This is a genomic window from Blautia sp. MB18-30, assembly GCF_023669475.1.
Taxonomy (GTDB): domain Bacteria; phylum Bacillota; class Clostridia; order Lachnospirales; family Lachnospiraceae; genus Blautia_A; species Blautia_A fusiformis.
On sequence record NZ_JAMOYY010000002.1, the window covers coordinates 25081 to 47563 of the forward strand.

Here is a 22483-nt window from a genome sequence, read left to right on the forward strand (position 1 = left end):
GGTGCTGATATGAGAGAAATGAAAGCGAGTGGAATCTCTTGGTTGGGAGAGCTTCCCTCCAATTGGGAACTAAGAAAAATAAAATACTGTTTGCAAGAACGAGTTGAGAAAAATAATCCTGTTAGGACAACAGAAATTCTTTCGTTGACTGCTAAACAAGGCGTCATTCCATACGATCAAAAAGAAGGTGGAGGAAACAAACCTAAAGAGGATGTGAGTGCATACAGACTGGCTTATCCTGGGGATATCGTAATGAATAGCATGAATATATTGTCTGGCTCTGTGGGGCTGTCGCAATATTTTGGTTGTGTTAGTCCTGTTTATTATATGCTTCGCCCTTGGAATGCAAAGGAAGATGTACGCTACTATAACTATATCTTTCAGACAACGATGTTTCAACGCAGTTTGTTTGGACTTGGAAATGGCATTCTTATTAAAGAATCTGGAAATGGAAAATTGAATACAATTCGAATGCGCATTCCGATGGATAAGTTTGGCGGCCTTTTTATACCGGTTGCTCCAACAGGTGAGCAGCACCGCATTGCCGATTTTCTCGATGCTAAATGCGCTGAAATTGATGTGCTGACCACCGACATTCAAACTCAGATCGACACGCTGGAGCAGTACAAGCGGTCTGTTATCACCGAAACTGTCACCAAAGGACTGAATCCCGATGCCGAGATGAAGGACAGCGGGATTCAATGGATTGGCAATATGCCTTCACATTGGGAGGTTATTCGTGGCAAGTACATTCTACGATATATGCAGAAGCCGGTGCGTGATGATGATGGTGTAATAACCTGTTTCCGCGATGGTGAGGTAACCCTGAGAAGCAATCGACGTGAAGATGGTTTTACGATGTCTGATAAAGAAATCGGTTATCAAGGCATTGATATCGGTGATCTGATTGTACATGGTATGGACGGCTTTGCAGGCGCTATTGGCATTTCTGATTCAAGAGGCAAGGCGTCACCTGTGCTTAATGTTTTAGATACCAACCAAAACAAGCGATACATTATGTACTATCTTCGTAGCATGGCGTACAGTGATGTATTCCTTGCACTGGCAACCGGAATTCGAGTTCGTTCTTGTGATTTGCGTTGGAACAAGTTAGCGGATCTTTCATATCCTGTTCCACCGCTGGATGAACAAAAAGCGATTGTTGAACATGTCGATGCAGTGCTTGCAAAGGCGGATGATGTTATCTCTGATAAGAAAGAGCAGCTTGCAACACTTGACGAATATAAGAAATCACTCATCTTTGAGTATGTAACTGGGAAGAAGGAGGTTGTCTAATGGCTACTTTTGAAGAACAACTTAATAATCTGCTAGAAAGGACTCATTCTATTAAAAGCCCAATTAATGCAGCGGCAATCGGTACGGATATAAACGAATATAATCGTCCGAGTGAAGTATGGATCAATGATGTAGAGATTTTTTACAATAATTATCTTAAAGAACATCCATTAGGCGACCGCATGAAAACAATTCTGTTTCATAGAAATCTGGATGCTTACAAAAATCTCGTTGGATGTTTGGAGAGCATCAGTAAGGACCAAGATTTTATAAATAAAATGAACGGAATTTCAATGGTTAGTGTACCAAAGTATCAGGCAAAAACCTTGCCTGAATTTGATGTGTTTATTTCCCATGCTAACAAGGACAAAGAAGATTTGATTGAAGAATTATATCAGTCATTAAACAAACTGGGGATTAAGATTTTTTATGATAAAGAGTCTTTGGAGTGGGGAGATAATTGGAAGGATCGTATTCTGAACGGCACGAAAAAAGCAGAGTTTGCAATTATCGTTATTTCGGAAAACTTCTTTGATCGAGAGTGGACCGAGCGTGAATTGAATGAGTTTTTAAATCGACAGAATAGAAATGGACAGAAGCTGATTCTTCCGATTTTGCACAACATTACGGTTTCACAGTTACAAGAAAAGTATCCATCTATAGCGGATATACAAGCGATTGACTCATCCAAGTATAGTTGCGACCAGATTGCTTTGCTTTTTGCACGTCAACTAATCAAACGGCTGAAAAGTGAGTAAGGAGGGATAATCAATGGATGATAAAACGATAATTGATATTACGAACTTGGATGCGGAAAAACATGCAGAAAATGCTGCAAAACGAGTTGCTTCATACAGCGAGAAGCTTCTTCATCACGCATCAATTCTTTCCGAAAAAGAATATCAGAAATTTCTTCTTGAAAGACTGGAAAAGGATAATGGTTACGTTATTCGTAAGGCAAGTGACTTTGATCGTTATTTTGCAGTTGACCGTGAGATGCTCTTTAAGTTTCTAGAAGATACTCAGCACGAAACGATGGAATATCTGAGAAAAATATATAAGTCTGATTTGGAAGAGACGATTGTTAGTTTTATCAATGCTGAAACGACAAAAACTCGTGGCAGCCTTCTTGATGTGCTGAAGCATGGAATCGAAATTTCTAATCAGAAGCTGGAACTCATGTACACAAAACCGGCAACTACATTCAATCCAGATTTGACTAGAAAGTATGGACAGAATATTTTCTCTGCAATGGAGGAAGTGTGGGCCAGCGATAAAGAACGAATTGATGTTGTTATCTTTTTGAATGGACTAGCTATTATTGCATTTGAACTTAAGTGCAATGCAGCTGGGCAGTCTTATCAGGATGCAATTTATCAGTTCCGAACCGACCGTAGCCCCAAAACACGTCTTTTTATGTTCAAAGCAGGTACGTTGGTAAACTTTGCTATGGACTTAGAAGAAGTGTATATGACAACAAAACTCGCAGGTGACGCTACATTCTTCCTTCCTTTTAATATGGGAAACGGAGAAGGTGTAACTGCTGGTGCTGGAAATCCTGCGTTTGAAGATAAGTATAGCGTATCTTATATGTGGGAAGATATCCTTACAAAGGATACGATTTTGGACTTAATAAGTAAGTTTATTTTTGTCGAGACAAAAGAAAAAGTAGATGATAAGACCGGGAAAATCAAACGTTCTGAGAATTTGATATTCCCTCGTTATCACCAGCTGGATGTTATTCGAAAAGTGCTTGCCGATGTTAGAGAAAATCGCACTGCACAGAATTACTTGATTCAGCATAGCGCTGGATCTGGAAAAACAAATTCTATAGCATGGTTGGCACATCGTTTAACATCTCTTCATGACGAAGAAAACAAGATAATTTTTGACAACATCATTATTGTCACTGACCGAGTTGTTGTTGACCGTCAGCTTCAAAAAGCAATCATGGGAATGGAGCATAAGGCCGGATTGATTCGTGTTATGGACGATAAGTGCAATTCAGCTGACCTTGCGATTGCATTGAATGGTAATACAAAGATTATTGCAACCACAATTCAAAAGTTCCCGTATATTGTTGATAGTGTAAAGGACCTTAAGAATAAAAGTTTTGCAGTAATTATTGATGAGGCACATTCTTCTACTGCAGGTAAAGATATGGCTGCGGTAACAATGTCGCTTGGTTCTGGTGATCAAACTGAATCAGATGTTGAAGATATGATTTCAAGTGAAATCAAAAGAAACGGTAAGCAAGCAAATGTATCAATTTTTGCATTTACAGCTACACCTAAGCCGACAACAATTCAGTTGTTTGGTCGTTTGAATACGCATGGCCAGAGAGAAGCATTTCACGTTTATTCGATGAAGCAGGCTATAGAAGAGGGCTTTATTCTTGATGTTCTGCAGAACTATACAGAGTATTCAACTTTTTACCAGCTTAACAAGGAAATCGAAGACGATCCTCGTTGTAAAACGAATGCGGCAAAGAGGCAGATTGCACGCTTTATAGAATTGCATGATACTAATATTGCACAGCGTGTAGAAGTAATTGTTGAGCATTTCCGAACAACGGTAATGCAGGAACTGGGTGGCCAGGCTAAGGCAATGGTTATTACCGCGTCCAGACAAGGTGCTGTTAAATATAGACAGGCTTTTGAGGAGTACATTACCAAGAAAGGTTACGACGGAATTCATGCTCTGGTTGCATTTTCTGGAAAAGTAAAACTACCGGATGATGATAAAGAATATACAGAGGCATCTATCAATGGTTTTCCGGAGGATAGACTCACCAAAGAATTTGATACAGATAATTATCAAGTGCTTTTGGTTGCTAATAAATATCAGACAGGTTTTGATCAGCCAAAACTGTGCGCAATGTATGTTCTGAAAAAACTAAGAGGTGTTAATGCTGTCCAGACACTTTCGAGACTGAATCGTATTTGTGCTCCATATGATAAAAAGACATTTGTGTTGGATTTTGTAAATACATACGAGGATATCAAAGCTGCATTTGCTCCATACTACACCACAACATTACTGGCAAATTCAGTAACGCCTAATGCAATTTACGACTTGGAAGCTACTATTGATGCCTATGCATTATTTGATCCGGCTGACATTGAAGCTGCAAATGATATATTGTATTCACAGAAAGTAACAGGAAAACAGAAGCAAAGATTGACATTCTTCCTGCAGAAAAGCAAGAAGCTACTGGAACATTATGAATATGAAACACAGCGTCAAGCTGTGGCAGATATGCGTGGATTTGTTCGTTATTATGAGTTTTTGCTTCAAGTTTCTAGTTTTGAAGATACTGATTTGCACAAGAAATATAACTTTATTTCATACCTGTTAGCTTATATCAATATTAAGCATCCGGGTGGTGGTTTTAATTTAGATGGAAAGATCAAAGCCTCTCAATTTGTTCAGAAAAAGGGTGAAGAACATGTTTCATCTGATCTGGTTGCAAAGCCGGTAATGAAATTGCCAACGGCGGAACACTTTGGTTTGAGTGAGGATAAAGAAAAGAGACTGTCTGAAATAATCGATGAGATTAACAGCAAGACTGGCAAGAACTATGATAACGATGTTGTTGTAAAGGCTATGCTGCAGATTAGAGATATCCTTATGAAATCAGATAAACTTAAAACAAGTGCTAAGAATAATACACAGCAAGACTTTGAGTTCTCTTATTTTGATGATATTGATGATGCACTTATTGAAGGATTGTCACAGAATCAAGATTTCTTTTCAATGTTGTTGTCAAATGATGAAATGAAACATCAGGTGATGGGAATTTTTTCTGATGAGATTTATAAAAGTCTTAGAGAATCAGTATAAAGGCGGTGAAAGACAGTGTTCGATAAATTTCGACTAAAAGAAGTGCTGGTAGAGTACAAAAAACGCTTTGTGCAACAACAGTGGCCTAATGAAAAATATAAATGGGAGGCTGTGCAATGCTTTCAGTTAAATTGGGATGTCAATTCAGATGATTTTGCACAGATGCTAACAAAGTCACTTGCTCAGACGGCTAATTTGTTGACATCGGTAAATAACTTCCCAGCAAGAATGATTACCAAGTTTGCAGAGATTGCGCCAGAAGAAGTACGCTCAATGTATATTGAACTGTATGATGAGAGCAAGGATTTATACGAGAGAGTAGCCAGCTTCAAAAATAAATCTAATACGTTATTAGAGAGGTATGGCAATGGAGCGGCTCAGCATTACCAGTATGAAAATGCGATAATGACATATTTATGGCTTCGATATCCGGATAAATATTACATCTACAAATTGAGTGAAGTAAAAGCTGTCTCGTCGGAGCTGGAAAGTGATTATCGATTCAAAAAGGGTGCTTATGCTGATAACATCAGGAATTTTGTGGCATTTTATGATGAGATTTGTGCTGAACTTCAGCAGGATGATGAACTTAAAAATCTGCTTAATTCTCAGCTGACATCTACATGTTACGCTGATCCTGAATTACGAACTCTTACAATAGATGTGGGCTTCTTTATTTCTCGCTATTGGAACAAGGAGGAACCAGGTCCTAAAGCGGATGAGTGGTGGCCGACTGATTATACTCCGGCATTAACGGTAGAGGATTGGTTAGAGCTTCTGACAGATAAAGACGTATTTAATGAGAGCAGTCTCGAAATCATGAAACGAATGAAGGATTATGGTGGAAAGGCTACTTGCACTCAGCTTGCTGTGAAATATGGAGAAACCAAGAACTTTTATAATAGTGGATCTGTTGCATTGGCAAGACGTATTGTTCAAAAAACTGGATGTCCAGTAATTGCAAGAGATGAAGAAAACTCTCGATTTTGGCCTGTATTATATGTTGGTAAGAATGCTGCAAAAGATGAAGAAGGATCTTATGTTTGGAAACTTCGTGATGAATTAGCAGAAGCTCTAGATCAAGTCGATTTATCAGAAGTCCTTTTGTATGCGCAAGATGAAGAAGGAGAAGAAGATCATAGATACTGGTTTTTGAATGCAAATCCCAAAATATGGAGTATGGCTAGCATGCCAGTTGGAGAAGTACAGGATTATACATTATATAATGATAATGGCAATAAACGGCGTATTTTTCAGAATTTCTTAGATGCAAAGGCTGGAGATATGATAATCGGCTATGAGTCCACACCGGTAAAGCAGGTAGTTGCAATTCTCAAAATTAGTGCGGAACAAGATGGAAAATCAATTTATTTTGAAAAAGTAGAAGGGCTGTCTTCTCCAATTGATTATGCAACTCTGAAAGCTTGTCCAGAACTTGAAAAGATGGAGTACTTTGGTAATCCGCAGGGTAGTCTGTTCAAACTGACAAAGGGTGAATATGATTTCATTTATGACATGATTCGTGATGAAAATCCAGCACCACCTGCAGCAGATAGTATTGAAAAATATGACAAAGAAAAGTTCTTAAATGATGTATATATGACTGAAGCAAAGTATGAGCGCTTAGTTGCAGTTTTGAAAAAGAAGAAAAATATTATTCTTCAAGGTGCTCCAGGTGTTGGAAAGACATTTGCGGCAAAGAGACTTGCATATTCGATTATGGGTGAGAAGGATGATGATCGCATAGAGTTTGTGCAATTCCATCAAAATTATTCCTATGAAGATTTCATGATGGGGTATAAGCCGGTTGAAGATGGATTTGAATTGAAGTATGGTATTTTCTATAGATTTTGTCAAAAGGCTGCAAACCATCCTGATAAAGATTATTTCTTTATCATTGATGAGATCAACCGTGGAAATATGAGTAAGATCTTTGGTGAGTTACTCATGTTAATTGAGGCAGATTATAGAGATACGAAAGCAACATTAGCCTACAATGGCCTAAGTTTCTCTGTCCCAAAGCGTCTACATATCATTGGTATGATGAATACTGCTGATAGAAGTCTGGCGATGATTGATTACGCACTTCGTCGTCGTTTTAGCTTCTTTGATATGGAACCGGGATTTGATTCAGAAGGTTTTATTAAATATCAGGAAGGATTCGCAAACGACACATTCAATACTCTGATTGACCGTATTAAGGAATTGAACCAAGAAATTGCTAAAGATAAATCACTTGGTAAAGGTTTCTGTATTGGGCATAGCTATTTCTGTAACACAGATGAGTGTACAGAAGAATGGATGCAAGATGTGGTTGATTTTGATGTGTTGCCTATGTTAGCAGAATACTGGTTTGATGATACAGACAAACTGCAACGTTGGGAGAATATTTTGCACGGTGTATTTCAATGACAAAGGATAAGAGCATTTTAATCAATAATATTTATCATATGCTTTCTTATACTTTTCAGGCACTGAACCAAGAAACCTATGAAGATGTTGCAGTAGAGTCTTTTGACGAGATGTATAATCTGCTGGCAGCGATTCTGTCTAAGGGAATTGGATTGCAGTTAAAGCAAGGGCTATATAGAGAATACATAAGTCGTCAGGAAGAACTTTCAGTTATGCGCGGCAAAATAAATATGCCGGGTACAATTAAAAATAGGTTGGCACATAAAAGGGTACTTACTTGCGACTTTGATGAGTTGTCAGAAAACAATTTACTGAATCAAATACTGAAAACAACTGTTACGCTTCTTTTACGCAATGGAAAAGTGCAAGCAAAATACAAAGATGATCTAAAAAAGAAAATGTTGTATTTTTCAAATGTAGAGATAATAGAACCAACAGGAATTAAATGGTCGTCCATTCGTTTTCAGCGTAACAATCAAACATATAGAATGCTTGTAAGTATTTGCCAGTTGATTATTGAGGGGATGCTTATTACAACAGATTCAGGTGACTATAGGTTAGCCTCTTTCGTAGATGAGCAACGTATGTGTAGGTTGTATGAGAAATTTATTCTGGAATATTACAGCAGACATTATCCTGAATTATCTGTCAGTGCATCACAGATTCCGTGGTCACTGGATGATGGTATTGGAACCATGCTTCCGGTCATGCAAAGTGATATTCATCTGCAACGTGGCAATACTGTACTTATTATTGACGCAAAATACTATAGTCACACAACACAGTCCCAGTTTGATAAACATACGATTCATTCTAATAATTTGTATCAGATTTTTACATACGTAAAAAATCGGAGTTATCAATTTGGAGAGGAGAAAAATACAGTTTCTGGAATGCTTCTCTATGCAAAGACAGAAGAAGAAATACAACCGGACAATGTGTATCAAATGCATGGAAGTCAGATAAGTGTTAAAACTCTAGACTTGAACCAGCCTTTTGCGGAGATTGCTAATCAGATGGATAGAATTGTGGAGTCACATTTTTCTGGACTTGCAAAGAAATATTAAAGCCATCAATTTTGTTGTGATTTTCAATTGGTGAAATGAGAAGAAAGCAGAAGGAGGTCTCTTATTTGAAAAAGAAAAAAGATGAAATAACCATCCGTTCCAGCGCTGCAGAATATTTGACTTATGTTGCTTCTGTCGGTGATCAGCAGGACAGCATTGAGATGCGCTATGAGGATGAGAATATATGGCTGACACAGAAGATGATGGCCACGTTGTACGATGTGGATGTTCGCACCATAAATTATCATGTAAAAAAAATCTTCAGTGATAGCGAATTACAAGAGGATTCAGTTATCCGAAAATTTCGGATAACTGCCGCTGACGGAAAAAGCTACAGCACAAATCACTATTCCTTGGAGATGATTATTGCAGTAGGCTTTAAAGTAAATTCAGAGCGTGCGGTTCAGTTCCGTAAATGGGTCAATCAAATTGCCAAGGACTACACCATCAAAGGCTGGGTTATGGATGACGAACGTCTAAAAAATGGTGGATCAGTGCTTACAACAGAATATTTTGATCGTTTGCTTGAGCAGATTCGTGAGATCCGTTTATCTGAGCGTAGATTCTATCAGAAGATAACGGACATCTATGCTACAGCTCTTGATTACGACCGCACATCCAAAACAACAAAGCAGTTTTTTGCCAAGGTGCAGAACAAGATGCATTATGCAGTTCACGGACATACGGCAGCAGAGTTGATTTATGAGCGAGCAGATGCTGATAAGCCACATATGGGGCTGACCACGTGGGCAGCAGCACCGGAAGGAAAGATTGTAAAAAGTGATGTGAGTGTTGCGAAGAATTATCTTTCAGAGCAGGAAATGCGTTCATTAGAGCGTATCGTTTCTGCTTATCTGGATCTGGCCGAGGATCGTGCAGAACGTTACATTCCGATGACAATGGAGGACTGGGCAAAGCGTCTGGATCTATTCCTGATGGCTGATGACAGAGAGGTCCTTCAGGATGCAGGAAAGATCACGGCAGAGATTGCCAAGGCTAAAGCCGAGACTGAATTTGAAAAGTATCGTGTTATTCAGGACAGATTGTTCATGTCTGACTTTGATAAATACATGTTGGAACTGGAAGAGAATGCGAAGAAGTAATAGGATCGGTCCTCTCTTTCAATGCTGGATTTTCAGGTATGATAAGGTCGAGTGCATGGAAACCTGGCTATCAGTTAGGACGAAAAATAGCTGTTGACCTGTTTTTGTAGGAAGAACGGACAAGGTTGAGGCGATGGAGGTTCCTTGCAAAATTTGACTTTTATGTTTGAATCACTATAATAGTAGAAACGAATAAAAAAGTTGAACTTTTTCCGTGAACAGGTGAGGTTTAGGCTGTGATATGGATAGCGGAATGTATCAAGAATTTTCTGCTACAGAATTTGTAGATATGTTTCCGCAAACAAACGGAGATATTTTGGTACATACCATATTAGTCTGGATAGGTTCCCGATGACCGACATCAATCCGGACCTATCGAGCCATGTGGAGACTGTGGTTCTTTTGTCCCAACTGAAACAAAAGCCGGCATGAAGGTTTCCAATCTGTATATCTCACAGGTAAAGAGAAAATGCGGAATTGAGGTTGGAAAGAATTATAATTTACCTAAAAATGAAGATAGCAGGCAACCGCAGTGTCCAGAAGATAAAGAGAGTGCAATTGTGGAGGCATTGAAGCATTTTAAGATGAATAGTTAATAAAGAGAGGTGAGATGCTATGCCAGGTATACTCGTGGTTGAAGATGATGAAAATTTAAATCGTGGAATTACATTTTCACTGAAAAAATCCGGATATGAGGTTTTTTCAGCAGAATCAGTGAAAAAAGCGAAAAGAATTGCAAATGATAATAATGTGGATGTTACCATTTGTGATGTGAATCTTCCGGATGGGAATGGACTGGAATTTGTAAGGTGGATGAGATGCAATTATAATACATACATTATTTGTCTTACAGCACTAGATCAGGAGATGGATCAGGTCATGGGATATGAAGCAGGGGCAGATGATTATATTACAAAGCCGTTTAGTCTTTCGGTACTTCTTTTGAAAATAGAAGCACATTTCCGCCGCAGACAGGAGAAAACGGAAGCCGGAAAGATGATTTCGGGAGATATCGTATTTATCGCAGGAGAAATGAAAGTCCTGATAAAGAGTCGTGAAATCAGTCTGACAAAAACGGAGTTAAAAATGCTGACTTTTTTTCTTCAGAATCCGAAACAGATTCTTTCAAAAACACAAATATTGGAAAATGTGTTTGATCTGGAAGGGGATTTTGTGGATGAAAATACAATCGCTGTCAATATCAGAAGACTCCGTGAGAAAATTGAAGACAATCCGGCTGCACCGGTCTATATAAAGAATATCAGAGGTCTTGGGTATATATGGAATCAGGAGGTAAGGCAGTGACAAAGAGATATCACAGGAAACTCACATCAGCCTTGTCTTTGGTATTGCCGGTCATATTAGTGTTTGCAATATTAAATTGCTTTACCACGTATGTGTTTTATGAAGATTATAAATATAAAATGAATCTTATGACAGAGATTGCTGCAAAGGAAGAATTTTCCGGGCTGGATGCTGTTTCGGAATTGCTTAAGGATAAGGATATTGAAACTAACGAACAGGGAAGGCGATTATTGGAGCAATATGGATACTGGGGGAATAAAGGGAATGCATTTTATTCGCAATTCCGGCATCATGTTATGGTGACCGGTGCTGTAAGCACTGTGATATGCGTGCTTCTTTTGACTTTTTTACTTTATTGGAAGAAAAAAGAAGATGCGTGTCATCAGAAAATTTTAGACCAGTTGGAAGAAATTCTGATCAGATTCCGTGAAAATAAATTTGATGATTTACTGAAAACGGAAAATCATGCAGAACTGGAAAAATTGAATGACCAGCTTGAAGCAATCGGACATCATATTCAGTTGATAAAGGAAGAAGCAAGGGCAGAAAAGGAGAACACGAAAGAAATGGTTTCTGATATTTCTCACCAGTTAAAGACACCGGTTGCAGCTTTGGATACATGTTTTAGTGTGCTGATGCAGAATGACTTAAGTGCCACAGAACAGGAGGAGTTTCGTATCCGTTGTCGGAGCGCTCTGGATGGACTGGAGACATTATTGCAGTCGCTTCTTGAAATATCCAAGATGGAAACTGGACTGATTCAGATTAATAAGAAAAAACTTCCGCTTATGGATACTGTCATATCTGCTGTGAACCGCACTTATCCTAAAGCGGATGAGAAAGAAATTGAATTCGTTTTTGACTATGAAAAAGAGCTGGAAACATGCACGATTATGCAGGATAAAAGGTGGCTTGGTGAAGCTGTGATCAACGTTCTGGATAATGCGGTCAAGTACAGTCCGTGTGGTTCAAAAATATTTATCCGGTTACAAAAAAGAAACGATCTTGTAAGAATGGAAATTGAGGATCAGGGAATTGGTATTCCGCAGAATGAGTATCACAAAATTTTTCAACGATTTTACAGAGGAAGTTCCAAGGAGGTCATGGAAAAGAGTGGTACAGGAATCGGACTTTTTCTATCGAGAGAAATTATCGAAAAACACGCAGGTACGATTACGGTAACCTCCGGCAAAAAGAAAAAAGGAAGCACGTTTGTGATTCAATTACCATATGTTGGTTAAATTTTAAGTGAGCAGAAATCTTACAATTCTGTAAGATTTCTGCTCGTTTTTTGAAAGTGAAATGAAAGATTGTCCTGATACAATTTGGATGTAGGTTGAAAAATGACCAAATATATAAACAGGCAAAGAAAGCGTGCTGAAAAGGTACGCTTTACAGAATTGAAAAGGAGGCAACACATGAGTGTGATATTAGAAACCAAGCAGCTTTGTAAGTTTTATGGCGCAGGTGAGAATCAGGTCAAAGCGGTCAATCAGGTGGACATTCAGATTGAGCAGGGAGAATTTGTCGCAATTGTTGGAAAGTCAGGTTCCGGTAAAAGTACATTACTTCATATGCTTGGAGGGCTTGATACCCCGACAAAAGGCAGTGTTACTTTAGCAGGGAAAGATTTATACAGGATGAAGGAAGATGCCCTTGCTGTTTTCCGCAGAAGAAAAATCGGATTTGTTTTTCAGGCATTTAATCTGGTTTCATCTGTTAATGTCTGGGAAAATATTGTACTGCCACTGGGGCTGGATGGAAGAAAAGTGGATGAAGCGTATGTAAATGATATTATTGCAACTCTGGGGATTGAAAACCGGATTTATAATCTGCCAAATCAGTTATCCGGAGGACAGCAGCAGAGAGTAGCAATTGCAAGAGCACTGGTGAATCGTCCGGAAATTATATTTGCAGATGAGCCGACAGGAAATCTTGATTCTAAGACCAGTGATGAGGTAATCGCTCTGCTTAAGATGACAGCAAAAAAATATGGACAGACAATTGTAATGATTACCCATGATGACGAAATTGCACAGGTCGCTGACCGTATTCTGGTGATTGAGGACGGACAGGTGGTGGATTTCAGATGAAGACAATAAGCAGGATTGCATATAGCAATGACAAAAGGAACAGGACAAGAAGTATACTGATCATGATGGCAATCTGTCTGACCACGATGCTGCTTGTTATCATCAGTACTGTGGGAAATGGGGTAATTCATTTACAGAAAAGTCAGGCGGCAGGATCATATGGAAGCAATTATGGTCTGTTTGTTTCCGCAGACGGATCGCAGTTAAAAGAAGTAAACCGCCGTGCGGAAATAGATGCTACAGGCACTATGTGCACCGAAGGTATCATAAAAGGCAATGAAAAAGGCGGGTTTGTCTGCATGGATGAGACTGCAAGAAAAATGCTTCCTTATAATAAAGAATATGAGTTGAAGGAAGGAAAGTATCCGGAAAAAATGCAGGAAATTGCCGCAGGAAGAGCATTTTTTCGTGCAATGGGGTATGGTGATGTAAAGATCGGAGATACGGTTACACTGGATTACCGCGCAGGGATGCAGTCAGAATATAAGCCGGAAGAATTTGTTGTCAGCGGAATCCTATATGATCGGGATGAGTATACCATCGAGGCATCTTATGTTGCTTTCGGATCACAGGAGTTTTATGATGAGCACGCCGCAGAGAATGACAGACAGTATAATATTTATTTTACTTTAAATGATTCTGCAAATGTATCTATGAATAATATTGAGTCGGTTATAAAGCAGATTGCAGCAGCTTGTGGGATCGAAGAAAAAAACGTTATAGTCAATGATCTCTATTTGCAATGGGTCTTGCAGCCGAGTTATGAAACGATTGCGGTATGCGGGGTTTTGATTCTTGCAATTGTACTTTTCTCTGTTGTGGTCATTTATAATATTTTTCAGGTCGGTATTGCCAACAAGATACAGGAGTATGGAAAAATCAAGGCTCTGGGAGCGACAAAAAAGCAGATGAAACAACTGATCTTCAGAGAGGGTATGTTTTTGACAATTTCTTCAATACCAGTTGGATTGCTTCTTGGTTTTCTGATTGCAAAATGCGGTTTTAACTGGCTGGTAGAACAGGGAAACCTTGTATCAACCGGAACTGGCTCTATGGGAGTCCAAAATCAGCAGATGCCACTGTTTTCCCTGCCTGTTATGCTTCTATGTATTTTCGTGTCATTTTTTACCGTTGCTTTGGCGCTGCGTAAACCAATGAAAATTGTTTCACGGATTTCACCTATCGAAGCAACACGGTATTTAGAAAATGCAGAAACACACAAAAAAGGAAAACGAAATGGCAGAAAAAATGTCACCGTGTTTTCTATGGCAATGGCAAATATAACGGGTAATCCAAAAAGAACCATTGGTACCATCCTCACACTGGGGCTTTCCTGCGCATTGTTTGTGATTATCTCTAATTATGTAGGAAATATTGATACGGAGCATGAAGCACGTCTTTCCGTTAATCATGGACAATTTGAACTGCAGCTTGACTATTCTGCTGAGTACGATGAAAGATATCCGGAGAATAATCTGGATACGATTCTGACGGATAATCCATTGAATGATTCAATGATTGAAGAAATCAAAAGCATTCCAGGAGTGACAGATGTCATGACGAGAGAGATTGTCTCTGTAAATCTGAACGGAACAAGATTTCCGGTTGATATTGTGAGTAAAAATGATTTTGATTTTATGCGCCAAGACGGGGATATTGGCTCTATGGATTATGATCGGGCGGTAAAGAATGGTGAAATTTTCTTTGGTTGGTCGATGTGGATGGAACAAGATGGATATGCTCCGGGTGAATCCATTGCATTTGACTTTGAGAATGGAAGTGGAACCTATACCTATCAGGGAAAGATTGCGGGATCCTTTGTAAGCGCGGACACTTATCTTGTCATTCCGGAAGGTGTATACCGTTCCATGAATCCGAGGGGAACAGCCTATGGATATCTGTGGGTGGACTGTGATAAAAAAGATGTGGCATCTGTGGAACAGAGTCTGAATACTTTGATTTCTAATACTTCGCATATAAAAATGGATACCTATCATGCACAGTTACAATATGCAGAATTCGCAGCCCGCATGATGAAGCTCGGCTGTTATCTGTTTATGGCGGTTGTGGGACTCATCGGTTTTATGAATATGGCAAACACCATGATCATGAATATTACGACAAAAAAGCAGGAATATGGTGTATTACAGGCTGTGGGTATGACAAATAAACAATTAAATTTATGCCTGCAGTTACAGGGACTGATTTTTACGGTTGGTACCATATGCGTAGCTTTGATCATTGGTCTGCCGCTCGGCTATGCACTTTTTTCCTATGCAAAACATAATGGAATATTTGGAATGAATATCTATCATGTTCCAATCGTACCAATTTTTATTATGATTTTTTTGGTCGGTCTGTTGCAGATTGTACTTTCCTGCGTTTTAAGCAGTAATCTGAAAAAGGAAACGCTGGTAGAAAGAATAAGGTATCAGGGATAGCATCTACCCACATCTGTAAATTGCCCTCAAGATATAATCTCGTATATTCAAGTGGTTCATCGACTGCAAGTGAAGTCAATGCACAGTCTGATCCGGGTGTGGTTTTTAAATCCTTTTCGGCTTCCCAGCAGTCAATGCGAAGCATATAGCCAACATTTGTATAAATGTCAATGCTGTTTCGTTGTGGATTGTATTCTGCAAATATTGTTCTCATCGTATCCCATCTCCTTATCATTTAATCAATCATTAGTAGCAAAAATTAAGAAGCATTTCAATCAGTCCACCATGTCACTTTTATTTTATGTTATACTGTTTTATATAATTTTTTTGCCCTTGTATTTGCCCTTATCAGAGTTCATAAACACTGATGGGACGATATAACACAAGGGAAAAAATAAGGGAAAGCTCACCTGCGACAAATCCAGTGTTTTCAAGAGTTTGCGGAGAATTTAATAACAAAATATAACAGTTATTAAATCTCTTAAAACAGGTGAAATTTCAATCGGAATTTGAAGAGGTAGTTAAGATGAAAGACGGAAAACACCCAACCCCCAATACAATCCATCCAATTGCAGGGTATGATAAAGAAATATATGTGAAACCGACGATTACAAATCCGAATATTATTGTCGGGGACTTTACTTATATTGCCGATTCGGATTTTGAAAGTCATGTTTCACACTTATACGAGTGGAATGATGACAAACTCATCATCGGAAAGTTCTGTCAAATCGCCGCCGGAGTTGAGTTTGTGATGAACGGTGCAAACCATCAGATGAACGCCGTCTCTACATTCCCGTTCTATACCTTGGAGGGATGGGAAATGTCGCCGCCTGCAAAGACGGATCTGCCATTAAAAGGAGATACCGTTATCGAAAATGATGTTTGGATCGGGCAAAATTCGGTAATCCTTCCCGGCGTTCACATTGGAGATGGTGCAATCATTGGTGCAAACAGCGTTGTGGGAAGTGATGTTCCACCATATTACCAGAAATTTTGATTTCTATTAGTTTGTGCTTTACAAAAGCTATTAGAAATAATAAAGAACAGTTTGCAAAAGAGATAAAAGATTCACAAGTGATAGTTGATATGATTATCTTAAAATCCTTTATATTCTATAGCGATGAAATAAAAAAGGATGAGAAGCTGATTAATGCGTACGAGGACATACTATTAGCATTGACAGAAATAAGAAATGAGAAGGCTGCTGTACTATTAGATGAATTTCGAATTCATTGATTTGAGTTTGGATGATAGACAATTTAAAGGAGAAACGCACAATAAAAACTTGGAGGATACTATGAAACAGGCGATTGTAAATTTTTGCAAGTCAATGGATACGGGATTGTTCTTGTTGGATATGCCGACTGGCTTCGGAAAAACATATAGTGTACTTGAGTTTATGGTCGACTATTATGATTCGCCGGAATTCAAGGATAAGAAGATTTTTTTTGTTACAACTCTTAAGAAAAATTTGCCGGATAAGGAGTTGCGTGAACATTTTGCAAAGCGCGGTAAAGCAGATGATTATGATAAATATTGTTTGCGAATAGAAGCTAATGCAGATATGGTTGTAGAAAAATTGGACGAGTTATATCGTGCCAGAAAAATTCCAGCAGCAATCACTATGAAACAAGAATTTAAGGATTTACATGGTTCAGTAAAACTATTAAACGAATACAGAGATAAAAAGCGTGAATTAAAAGGAACCAGTAAGGACATTATAAATGTTTTATGCAAGAACGCAGAGGATGCAATTCGCAAGCAGCAGGAAGGTGCCTTTCGTAAGGTGATAGAAAGCGAGCTGAAGCAGTTCAGAACACCAAAGGAAAAGTTAAAGAATATCGCTAATAATCCGGAATATCATTGGATAGGAGAATTGTATCCGGCGGTATATACGAGAGCGAAGCGAATATTTTTTATGTCAATGGATAAGTTTTTCTTGGGAAACACTACTATTATTGAACCTACATATAGCTTTTATAATAATGATATTACAAAAAATGCAATTATTTTTATAGATGAGTTTGATGCAACAAGAGACAGGTTACTTAATCAGATCATAACAAGAGGCTTAGAAAATCATATTGATTATTTAGGTCTGTTTCATCGTGTATATGCATCTTTGAAGACGAGAGATTTTCCGGCAGAGCTTACTACTGCATCGAAGTTACAACAAGTATATCTTGATGAACAAAAAAACGCGAAAAATCCTATGGAAATTATAGAAGGATTTGGTGGTGTGTTTGATGAAACATATAACCGTTTTGCGATGCAATATAGCTTCAAAACAGAAGAAGATGGTAAGGGCGATAGAAGTCGTAATTTTATTTTCAATGACTTACAGTTTCATTCGGTATTTGAGGGAGAAAATGCTTTTATTGATATAGATACCGATATGAAGGCAAAACAGAACTGGTTGCGTTTTACAAAAAGAAGACCAACAGAGAAAGATGGTGGCGTATTAAGTTTGCTTGCCAGTGTTAAAGGCTGCTTGACTTATTTTCAGAACGGAGCTAGAAATCTTTCGTTTAATTATAAGCATCATAAGGATGAGGATAAAAGGCCGGGTGACGATGATTATACGTTTGAAAATGCAATTGAGTCAGTGCTGACAGAGTTTCATTTATCAAGAGAACAGATAAGGTATTTGAAGCCTATCGTAATGGGAGGCCAGGTAAAGTCGAAGAAAGATAAAAAAGACAGCAATGGAAAAATGTCGTTAAAGTATTTTGACCGCTCTGTCTATAATAGGGGATTTCGCTATTATGATTTTATAGATGATCCTAATCACAGTATGCGTTCGGAGATTCAATTATTTGATTTTCAGGATTCGCCAGAACGTATTTTGCTTCACTTGTCTGAAAAGGCTCAAATTATAGGTATTTCAGCTACCGCAACACTTGAAACGGTTGTTGGCAATTATGACTTAGAATATCTTCAAAGGATGTTGCAGGATAAATATTATGTGATGCCAGAAGCAGATAGGTGTAGATTACAGGAGTCATTTCAAACTTTTGTTGCAAACTATGATAAAGTAAATATTCATGTGGAGCCAGTTTCTTATAATGCGGATGATAGAGTTGAATTATCAGAGATATTTAACGGAAACGAAGCACTTATAAAGAAGTATGCGGAAAAATTATCAATATCATTTGAGCGCGTTGAATATGCAAAGAATAACTTTATTCGTGTTGTAAAGGTAATGAAGGCATTTATCTTAAATGATTCGGTTAAATCCTTCTTATGTCTTAATAATAAATTGCCGCAGGAGAATAAGGGGCTTTTTGATATTAAATTATTAGAGGAATTCGCAGACGCTATTATTAAGCTTTATGGTATCAAGGGATTAAAAGGTAAAGAATTGTTATACAGTATAAATAGTGAAGATTATGATGCTAAGCGTGCGGAGTTTATACAGAGATTGTCAAAGGGAGAAAAACTCTTTGTTATATCTTCTTATAATACAGTTGGTGCGGGACAAAATTTGCAATATAAAGCACCGGGGAATGCTACTATTGTAGCAGTTAATGATTACGATAGAGGAGATATGGAAAAAGACTTTGACTGCATATATCTTGAGAAGCCGACAAATCTTCTGGTGAATGTGGATAGCAAAAAGGGAATTGAAGCTGAAGATTTAATTCGTTTTGTATATCAGATGGAATTCTTGATGGAAAGAGGAGAAGTTTCTCGTAAAGATGGGATTGCAGTAATTAAAGATGCATTTATATGCTTCAGTGGTGGATATACTTTTTCGGGAAAAAAGGGAGAACCATATAAAACAGATTCTGTAAATAATTTTGCGATTCGAACATTAATACAGGCAGTAGGAAGAATATGTAGAACCGGTCTTAAGAATCCGGATATATATATTTATGTGGATAATACCATTCTAACGGACTATGATTTATCTATTGTGGAACAACGAATGTTGAATCCTGAGTTTGCGGAATTAGTTAAAGTAGGTAAAACATATTTTAATGGTCAGGCAAATGAAAATCTGGATATTGCTGTAATGGAAAATCGTGCCGGAACATTAGCGCTAAAAGCAATGCAAATTATTAATGAGCTCAAGCGCAATTGGACTGATGATAGTATAGATTATTGGAAAGCATTACGTGAGCTTTGTCTTATGAGGCCTACGTTAAGCAGAAAAAATGTTGAGCATAATTCGCAATATCAGCTTGTATATATGTGCGCACCGGGAGAAATTACAGCTTATTCTTATGAGCAAGAAGGTGACTACAATAAAAATATAACTATCAAGTTTGACGGTAGTCTTCCACAAAAGATGTCAGAGGATGAGGTGCATTTGAAAGAGATTATGCAAATCCCAGGAGTGAAAGCATTGTTTGAAAAGCATGGATATGCAACGAGCTTTGTTCCTAGTGAGTTTATATTGACGCCACCTATGTTTAATAATATTTATAAAGGTGCCTTAGGCGAAGTTGTTGGTAAATATATTTTAGAACAATATGCAGGAGTAACGTTGCAGGAAATGCCACCGGAGTTTTTTGAATTGTTTGATTATACCCTAGGTAATGGCGTGTATGTTGATTTCAAGTTATGGAAAGAAACCATGTTAATATCTGCGGAAGAAGAAAAGAAAAACGTCCTGGAAAAGCTAGATAAGTGTGGAGGAAAGAGAGCGGTAATAATCAATATTATGCTTGATCACAATATGCAGATTACGTCTAGTGATAATGGTAGAATTATTGAGATACCATATTTATATCGGTTGGATAGAAAAGAAATAGGAACAGAAATCATAGCAAAAATAAATCGGGAGGGATATTTGCAATGAGTATAAAGAAACTTTATTCGAATGAACTCCTGGCTTCGTTTGAATATTCCAACATTGACAAAGATTATGATTTTTATTATGTTACAACATCGGATAAATATATAAAAGGTGGAGCTACTTTTCTAGATATTGATGATATAAAGATATCAGCTCTGCAATTTGAAAGCGGAAAGAGTTTTTGGGTTATGCTTCCTAAAAACGCTATTTCCAGAGCTGAGTTTGTACGTTTGTTGAATGCAAAAGAGGATGGAGATAGTTTGTCTATAAAATCTATGACAAGTAGCAGTATACCGGAGTATTTGTTGACACAATTGTTTTTGAATGCGCTAACGAGTCCGGTTGATGAAATGATATCTTTTAATAATCTGTCAGGGAAATTATTATGTTTTCGACCTGCATGGCTGAATAAGGATAAGGAGAATTTTATTTGGGGTATGCAGTGCCTTGAGATGAAAATCGGAGATGATATGTGTGTAAAATTGGTAGCACATAGGTTGACATCACTGGCACTTAAAAAGCAAATGAAATTTGAAAAAAGAAAGTTACAGGATTTTCCGCAATATGAGTTTAGTTATAACAATAATACTTTAAAACGAGTATCTAATGAAAATAAAGACCGTAGAGAAAACTTTATTATAAAACCCGTAGATGGTGAAAGGGGTAGCATTACATTCTTTGACTTTACGGATTATGAAACGTTTTCATGTACCAAGATGGGTGTTTTATATGATATTTTGAATGCCTTACATGATGAATTTGGTAAGTATATTCGCGTTAAATTTAAACAATATAGTATTGACGAAGTTTTGGAATATAAGCGTGCGTCGTTGGAGTTATATAAGGATATTGTTAAAAAGGAAGTTTTGAATTCTGGAATTAATATAGTGGATGCTGTACACACTGAAACTTCTGAAGATTATTTGCAGGATGTAGCGGATGGTATTAATAAAATTATTCCAGAGGCAAAATGCAGCGTTGGTAAAAGATTATCAAAGAAGAAGCTTAACGTACGATATATACATGATAAATCTTTCTATTCAGATTCGGAAGTGGACCCGCATCAAGAAAGCATGGAGGATTATGTTGTTCAGCATATTACAGTAGAGAATTTTAAACACCAATCATCAGCGGCAGTTTATAATATTCTGAAAGAGCTTGTAATTAAAAAGGATATTGCTATTGGTAAAATTACATTGGTGGATTGGAGTCAATACGGATATAAAGCAGACTGGTTATTTGGTGTAGTTGTAGACGGTACATATTACTTCATGACCATTCATCCGGACGGTTCATTTAAAATTGAAGCATTGAAACGAAATCTTTTTACCATGACAGAGTATGATAAATACATGGATTATTTCGGTTTGAATGAAGAGAATAAAAATGATTATAGAGGTGTTATAGGTTTAGTAAAAGATGCAGAGGGTAATATTAATCTTATAAAGGATACTAATATGTATTCTATGCCTGATTATACTGCGATGGGTGATGTGCTTAAGAATGTAGCTAGTGAAGGTAGATTTCCAGGAAAAGACGTAGTAACTTGGCTTCGTCTAGTAATGGATACAACAGATAAAATAAAAGTACACGCAGAATTGGATATAGTTATCCCGCATATCGACGTGAATGCAGAATACACGAAAGCCAATGTAATGGGATTATTCAAAGGAATTACAACAAAGAAAGAAGTTGTGCGCTATGTTTTTGAGAATACCGGTATTATGCTATATGCCTACCTGCGTGGAGAAGAAGAGAGACGCGAGTATCTTTCCGGAAATATAGACATTAATTATTTTGATTATGATGATACGCATGCAAAATATTCAGTTGGTGAAATTGGTAATGGAATGAAATACACAATTGAGAGAGCCAGCGTAGTGCGTGAGATACAGGCGGTAGAAGGCAGTAAGTTAATTTTTAAGAAAGTGTTGCCACTTATGGGAGTAGAGTTTGTAAGGTATGGAATGTTAACGGTTGTTCCGTTTCCGTTTAAGTATTTAAGGGAATATATTGTGAAAGAAGAAAAGAGCGTATAAACAATGAAGGTCACTAGCGCAGTACTAGCGGCCTTCTTCGTTTTTACGCTTGGTATAATCGCTGGATTTTTGTATACGGT

General features: G+C 37.7%; 13 protein-coding genes and 2 pseudogenes. 14 read left to right on the top strand and 1 reads right to left on the bottom strand.

Annotated features, from left to right (window positions below; all coding sequences use genetic code 11):
* Nucleotides 1-9: 9 nt before the first annotated feature.
* The 11 genes and pseudogenes from NCY57_RS01035 to NCY57_RS01085 all read left to right on the top strand — a co-directional run bounded on the left by NCY57_RS01035 (nt 10) and on the right by NCY57_RS01085 (nt 15560).
* Nucleotides 10-1296, top strand: coding sequence for a restriction endonuclease subunit S (locus NCY57_RS01035; protein WP_250789377.1), 1287 nt, complete (start codon nt 10-12; stop codon nt 1294-1296).
* Complete coding sequence (locus NCY57_RS01040) at nt 1296-2054, top strand: toll/interleukin-1 receptor domain-containing protein (protein ID WP_110103432.1); 759 nt, start codon at nt 1296-1298, stop codon at nt 2052-2054. The genes NCY57_RS01035 and NCY57_RS01040 overlap by 1 nt, the downstream gene beginning before the upstream one ends.
* 13 nt (nt 2055-2067) lie before the next feature.
* On the top strand, nt 2068-5139 hold the full coding sequence (locus NCY57_RS01045; RefSeq protein ID WP_180215018.1) for a type I restriction endonuclease subunit R: 3072 nt from the start codon (nt 2068-2070) through the stop codon (nt 5137-5139).
* Nucleotides 5140-5154: 15 nt separating this feature from the next.
* Nucleotides 5155-7551: an AAA family ATPase gene (locus tag NCY57_RS01050; RefSeq protein ID WP_110103431.1), complete on the top strand. Its 2397-nt coding sequence runs from the start codon at nt 5155-5157 to the stop codon at nt 7549-7551.
* Nucleotides 7548-8618 carry a 5-methylcytosine-specific restriction endonuclease system specificity protein McrC gene (gene mcrC / locus NCY57_RS01055; RefSeq protein WP_110103430.1) on the top strand — a complete coding sequence of 357 codons (1071 nt, stop codon included), beginning with the start codon at nt 7548-7550 and terminating at the stop codon, nt 8616-8618. Before NCY57_RS01050 ends, mcrC begins: the two co-directional genes overlap by 4 nt.
* Before the next feature lie 65 nt (nt 8619-8683).
* On the top strand, nt 8684-9721 hold the full coding sequence (locus NCY57_RS01060) for a virulence RhuM family protein (protein WP_110103429.1): 1038 nt from the start codon (nt 8684-8686) through the stop codon (nt 9719-9721).
* Nucleotides 9722-10146: 425 nt separating this feature from the next.
* Nucleotides 10147-10317 (top strand): annotated as a pseudogene (locus tag NCY57_RS16995) (tRNA (uracil-5-)-methyltransferase); the annotation flags it as partial.
* A 19-nt stretch (nt 10318-10336) separates the two neighbouring features.
* On the top strand, nt 10337-11026 hold the full coding sequence (locus tag NCY57_RS01070; protein ID WP_118752507.1) for a response regulator transcription factor: 690 nt from the start codon (nt 10337-10339) through the stop codon (nt 11024-11026).
* A complete protein-coding gene (locus NCY57_RS01075; protein WP_118752508.1) occupies nt 11002-12267 on the top strand; it encodes a sensor histidine kinase in 1266 nt (421 codons plus the stop codon). Before NCY57_RS01070 ends, NCY57_RS01075 begins: the two co-directional genes overlap by 25 nt.
* Before the next feature lie 177 nt (nt 12268-12444).
* Nucleotides 12445-13119: an ABC transporter ATP-binding protein gene (locus tag NCY57_RS01080; protein WP_006426335.1), complete on the top strand. Its 675-nt coding sequence runs from the start codon at nt 12445-12447 to the stop codon at nt 13117-13119.
* Complete coding sequence (locus NCY57_RS01085; protein WP_173740045.1) at nt 13116-15560, top strand: ABC transporter permease; 2445 nt, start codon at nt 13116-13118, stop codon at nt 15558-15560. Before NCY57_RS01080 ends, NCY57_RS01085 begins: the two co-directional genes overlap by 4 nt.
* Here NCY57_RS01085 and NCY57_RS01090 read toward each other — a convergent pair.
* Nucleotides 15457-15774 (bottom strand): DUF6061 family protein, encoded by a 318-nt coding sequence (locus NCY57_RS01090; protein ID WP_237971461.1) that lies wholly within the window; start codon nt 15772-15774, stop codon nt 15457-15459. The genes NCY57_RS01085 and NCY57_RS01090 overlap by 104 nt on opposite strands.
* Before the next feature lie 312 nt (nt 15775-16086).
* Here NCY57_RS01090 and NCY57_RS01095 point away from each other — a divergent pair.
* From NCY57_RS01095 to NCY57_RS01105, 3 genes and pseudogenes are all read left to right on the top strand, one after another.
* Nucleotides 16087-16545: pseudogene (locus NCY57_RS01095) on the top strand (CatB-related O-acetyltransferase); the annotation flags it as partial.
* Nucleotides 16546-16860: 315 nt separating this feature from the next.
* Nucleotides 16861-20367: a hypothetical protein gene (locus NCY57_RS01100; protein WP_173740043.1), complete on the top strand. Its 3507-nt coding sequence runs from the start codon at nt 16861-16863 to the stop codon at nt 20365-20367.
* Nucleotides 20364-22403, top strand: a complete 2040-nt coding sequence (locus tag NCY57_RS01105; protein ID WP_173740042.1) for a hypothetical protein — start codon at nt 20364-20366, stop codon at nt 22401-22403. The genes NCY57_RS01100 and NCY57_RS01105 overlap by 4 nt, the downstream gene beginning before the upstream one ends.
* The last annotated feature ends 80 nt before the right edge of the window (nt 22404-22483 follow it).